The organism is Streptomyces sp. NTH33, from assembly GCF_003236365.1.
In the GTDB taxonomy this organism is placed as follows: domain Bacteria; phylum Actinomycetota; class Actinomycetes; order Streptomycetales; family Streptomycetaceae; genus Streptomyces.
The window spans coordinates 1-4,969 of sequence record NZ_POTZ01000494.1 but is presented as its reverse complement, the minus strand read 5'-3'; the positions used below and the strand labels follow the sequence as shown (position 1 = coordinate 4,969).

4 protein-coding genes are annotated in these 4,969 nt (G+C 71.7%); all 4 read right to left on the bottom strand.

Going from position 1 to position 4,969, the window contains the following annotated elements; translation table 11 throughout:
- Nucleotides 1-177: 177 nt before the first annotated feature.
- Entirely contained in the window at nt 178-1,125 is a 948-nt protein-coding gene (gene pfkB / locus C1I97_RS31385; protein ID WP_111006458.1) for a 1-phosphofructokinase, read from the bottom strand.
- Nucleotides 1,122-1,883 carry a DeoR/GlpR family DNA-binding transcription regulator gene (locus C1I97_RS31380; RefSeq protein WP_111006457.1) on the bottom strand — a complete coding sequence of 254 codons (762 nt, stop codon included), beginning with the start codon at nt 1,881-1,883 and terminating at the stop codon, nt 1,122-1,124. The genes pfkB and C1I97_RS31380 overlap by 4 nt, the downstream gene beginning before the upstream one ends.
- Nucleotides 1,884-2,557: 674 nt before the next feature.
- Nucleotides 2,558-3,556 carry a sigma-70 family RNA polymerase sigma factor gene (locus C1I97_RS31375; RefSeq protein WP_111006456.1) on the bottom strand — a complete coding sequence of 333 codons (999 nt, stop codon included), beginning with the start codon at nt 3,554-3,556 and terminating at the stop codon, nt 2,558-2,560.
- A 434-nt stretch (nt 3,557-3,990) separates the two neighbouring features.
- Nucleotides 3,991-4,758, bottom strand: a complete 768-nt coding sequence (locus tag C1I97_RS31370) for a dioxygenase family protein (RefSeq protein ID WP_111006455.1) — start codon at nt 4,756-4,758, stop codon at nt 3,991-3,993.
- Nucleotides 4,759-4,969: the final 211 nt, after the last annotated feature.

The following is a 4,969-nucleotide window of genomic DNA, read 5'->3' as shown; positions in this document are numbered from 1 at the left end:
TGTGGGGGGAGGCGAAGGGGGTCGGGACCGTCGTAGCGGGCGTACGGCACACGGACCTATGGCACGCGGACGTACGGCACGCGGACGTACGGCACGGGGACCTATGGCACGGGGACCTATGGCACGGGGACGTACGGCACGCGGACGTACGGCACCTGGTGCGGGTCCGGCGGGCGGTCATGACACCGGCTCCGTCAGCGGGCGGTCCACGGGCACGTCCGCGGTGACCGACACCGCCGCCGGGTCCAGGTCGGCGGGCGTCGGCATCACGCTGCCCGGCAGCTGGACGGCGGCCGCGCCGTGGGCGACGGCGAGGGCCAGGGCCTCGGGGCCGGTGCCGCCGGCGATCAGGAACCCGGAGAGGGAGGAATCGCCCGCGCCGACGTTGCTGCGGACGGCGCCGACGCGCGCGCTGCCGTACCAGGCGCCGTCGCCGCCGACGAGCAGCTGCCCGTCGGCGCCCAGGCTGGCGAGCACGGTCCGGGCGCCGAGCCCGCGCAGCTCCTCGGCCGCCTTCACCGCGTCGCCGACCGTGGCCAGCGGGCGCCCGACGGCCTCGGCGAGCTCCTGGGCGTTGGGCTTGACCACGTCCGGCCCCTCGCGCAGCGCCTCCAGCAGCGCGGGCCCGGAGGTGTCCAGCGCGATGCGTACGCCGGCGGCGTGCGCCCGCGCGACCAGGTCGGCGTACCAGGAGGGTGCGAGCCCGCGCGGCAGGCTGCCGCAGCAGGCGATCCAGTCGGCGCCGCGCGACTGCCGCCGCACGGTCTCCAGCAGCGACTCCTGCTCCTCGGCCGAGAGTTCGGGCCCCGGCGCGTTGATCTTCGTCAGTACGCCGTCGGCCTCCGCGAGCGCGATGTTGGAGCGGGTGGCCCCGGCGAGGGGGACCGACGCGACCTCGATGCCCTGCGCATGGAGCAGGTCCGCGACGAGTGCGCCCGGCGCACCGCCCAGGGGCAGCACGGCGACCGTGCGCCGCCCGGCGGCCGCGACCGCGCGCGAGACGTTCACCCCCTTGCCGCCCGGGTCCATGCGCTCACCGGTGGCCCGGACGACCCCGCCACGCTCGAGCGAGGGGACCTCGTAGGTGCGGTCCAGGGAGGGATTGGGGGTGACGGTGACGATCATGTGCGTACTACTTCCGTGCCGCCGCGCTCGATGGCGGCCGCGTCCTCGGGGCTCAGCCCGCTGTCGGTGATCAGCAGGTCCACGTCGCTCAGGTCGCCGAAGCGGGCGAAGTGCTCCTGGCCGTGCTTGGTGGAGTCGGCGAGCAGCACCACGCGGCGGGCGGCGGCGATCGCCGCGCGCTTCACCGCGGCCTCGGCGAGGTCGGGGGTGGTCAGACCATGCTCGACGGAGAAGCCGTTGGCGGCGACGAACAGCACGTCGGCGCGGATCTCGCCGTAGGCGCGCAGCGCCCAGGCGTCCACGGCGGCGCGCGTACGGGTGCGCACGCGGCCTCCGACGAGGTGGAGCTGCACGCCGGGGTGGTCCGCGAGGCGGGCCGCGATCGGCAGGGAGTGCGTGACGACGGTGAGCTCGGCCTCCAAGGGCAGGGCGGCGGCCAGGCGGGCCACCGTCGTACCGGCGTCGAGGACGAGCGTGCCCTCGGCCGGCAGCTCGGCCAGGGCCGCCTTGGCGATGCGGTCCTTCTCGCCGGCCGCGGTCGACTCGCGCTCGGCGAGGTCCGGCTCGAAGTCGAGGCGGCCGACCGGGAGGGCGCCGCCGTGCACCCGGCGCAGCAGACCGGCCCGGTCCAGGGCCTTCAGGTCGCGGCGGATCGTCTCCGCCGTCACCTGGAACTCCTCGGCGAGCGACACGACGTCCACCCGTCCGCCGTCCCGGGCGAGCCGGAGGATTTCCTGCTGCCGCTCCGGTGCGTACATGTCCGTTCGCCTCCGACTGATGCCCGAACTTGTGGCTTCACTCAGGAGGCTACGCCGGTATGTCCGGAAAGTAAACAGGTCCGGGCATCCAATCGGGCATGAACGGACTTCCGGGTGTGTCCGGACGCGATGGGCACGGCGAGTACGGCAAACACGGCGAGTACGGCGAAGTAGCGAGACGGCGAGACGGCGACAAGGTGATGACGCGGCCCCGGGGTGCCCGGTCGGGCAGGACGCCCGCCGAGAAGGGGAGAGGGAGTTCGTCACGCCGACGGGTTGTGCCGGTGTGGCACAATCTGCCGTCCGGCGGGCCACCCCGGGGTTCAGGTCCGGGGTGGCCCGCCTCTCGGGCGGTCCCGGACAGAAGTGGAGCCGGGCCCGGCGCCCGGGGGGTGAGGCGCCGAAGCCCGGCTCGGGGAGAGTCCCGGCGCCGGGGGGAGTGCGTCGGGACGTGGCTCGGGGCGTCAGTACGTGCTCAGGACAGACATCGGTGCGCGCTCAGTCAGCAGCAGTCATCAGTACGTCTCGAGGGAGCCTGAGCCGGTTCGGGGACCGAACTCCTGGGCTCTGAAAGGTTGTTCCCACGGCCCCGCCGCTTGAAGCGGCGGTACACGGCCATGTTTGCGCGGTCTTTCGCCACCGGGCGTACGCGGTCGGCGGTATGGCCGCCCGCGTTACGCCGCCGCGTCGAAGCCGGTGTCGCGGGCCAGCCTCTTCAGCTCCAGCAGCGCGTGCTTCTCGATCTGACGGATGCGTTCGCGGGTGAGGCCGTGCTCCTTGCCGACCTCGGTCAGCGTGCGCTCGCGGCCGTCCTCGATGCCGTACCGCATCTTGATGATGGACGCCGTGCGCTGGTCGAGGCGGCCGATCAGGTCGTCGAGCTCCTCGCTGCGCAGCAGGGTCAGCACCGACTGCTCGGGCGACACCGCGGAGGTGTCTTCCAGGAGGTCGCCGAACTGGGTCTCGCCCTCGTCGTCCACCGGCATGTTCAGCGAGACCGGGTCACGGGCCCAGTCCAGGACGTCCGTCACCCGCTCGGGCGTCGAGCCGAGCTCCGCGGCGATCTCCGCGGGCTCCGGGTCGCGGCCGTGCTCCCGGTTGAACTCGCGCTGGACACGGCGGATACGGCCCAGCTCCTCCACCAGGTGGACGGGCAGCCGGATCGTACGGGACTGGTCCGCGATCGAGCGCGTGATCGCCTGGCGTATCCACCAGGTGGCGTACGTCGAGAACTTGAAGCCCTTGCGGTAGTCGAACTTCTCCACCGCGCGCACCAGGCCGGCGTTGCCCTCCTGGATCAGGTCCAGCAGGGGCAGGCCGCTGCGCGGGTAGCGCCGGGCGACGGCGACGACCAGGCGCAGGTTGGAACGGATGAAGACGTCCTTGGCCCGCTCGCCCTGGGCGACCAGGGCCTCGAGTTCCTCGCGGGCGGCGTCCGTCCCGGACTCCTCGTACCCGTCGAGGATCTGCCGCGCGAACACACCCGCCTCGATGATCTGGGACAGCTCGACTTCCTTGGCGGCGTCGAGCAGCGGTGTACGCGCGATCTCGTCGAGATACATGCCGACCAGGTCGCGATCGGCGATCTCGCCGCCATGGGCGCGAACACTGCTTGCCGCGTCGGCCGTCTCGCCGGTGGCGGACTGACGACGGGCGACGGCACGGGTTGCCATGCGTGCTCCCTTGCGATGGTGGGTCAGCGGGTGGTCCTTGGGACGCTTGGCACTCTCTTCGGAGCTTTGAGAACTCTCCTCGGGTGCCCCGCATCCGATGGAAACAACGACTGGAATCCGGACAGAATTCCCAACCCGTCCCCTGATTTTCCGATCATGCAGTATCCTGTCGCACCGCAGCCGCCCGGTGTCTCCGCCGACGGCCACGTAACCGCAGGTCAGGACGGAGCGGGAAACTCCCCGGCGGCCTCGCGGACCCGTCGGCACCCCCGGGAGTGAGACTCCCCTCACACCGATGGCGCAGTGCGTCACTCCCGACCGCCTCCTACCCGTATGGACGGGCCGGACCGCCGGAAGGTTGCCGCAAACCCGGACTCTCGGGAAATCCCCAGACCCTTCACACCCTCGTCTTACGCAGCGGAGGCGTACCTGCCTCAGCCGAACTGCACCGACCTCTTCGCCAGTCCCATCCAGAAGCCGTCGATCACCGACTTCTGCGCATCGAGCTCGCCGCCGGCCTCCGCGACGCCCATGGTCACGAACAGTGGGGCGAAGTGTTCGGTGCGCGGGTGGGCGTAGCGGCCGGCCGGGGCCTTGCCGAGGAAGTCCAGCAGGGCGTCCCAGTCACGGTTCTCCAGGGCGCGCCGACCCCAGTCGTCGAACTCCGCGGACCAGCTGGGGACGCCGCCGCCGGCGTGCCGCAGCGCGGCCAGGTTGTGGGTGAAGAAGCCGGAGCCGACGATCAGCACGCCCTCGTCGCGCAGCGGCGCGAGCCTGCGGCCGATGTCCATGAGCCGGACCGGGTCGAGGGTCGGCATGGACACCTGCAGCACGGGGATGTCGGCCGCGGGGAACATCTCGACGAGCGGCACGTAGGCGCCGTGGTCGAGGCCGCGGTCGGGGACGTCCTGCACGGGCATGCTGGGGGCGCGCAGCAATTTCCGCACACTGGCGGCGAGTTCGGGTGCACCGGGGGCGGCGTACCGCACCTGGTAGTAGTGCTCGGGGAAGCCCCAGAAGTCGTAGACGAGCGGGACGGTCTCGGTGGCGCCAAGGGCCAGCGGGGCCTCCTCCCAGTGCGCGGAGACCACGAGGATCGCCTTCGGGCGGGGCAGACCGGCGGACCAGGCGGCGAGCTGGCCGGGCCAGACGGGGTCGTCCGCGAGCGGCGGGGCGCCGTGGCTGAGATAGAGGGCGGGCATGCGTTCCGGGGCCGCGGACTCCGGAATGGTGGATTCCGAAGTGGCGATGGATTCCGAAGTGGCGGCGGACTCCGAAGTGGCGGCGGACATGGCGGCGACTCCCTTCGACGTGATGCTGCTCGGGCTCGGTTTACTTGAACTCTAAAGCTCCACCTCAAGACTACGGCTAGTTTGTTTAACTTTCAAAAAACACCCTCGTACAGTGGATGCA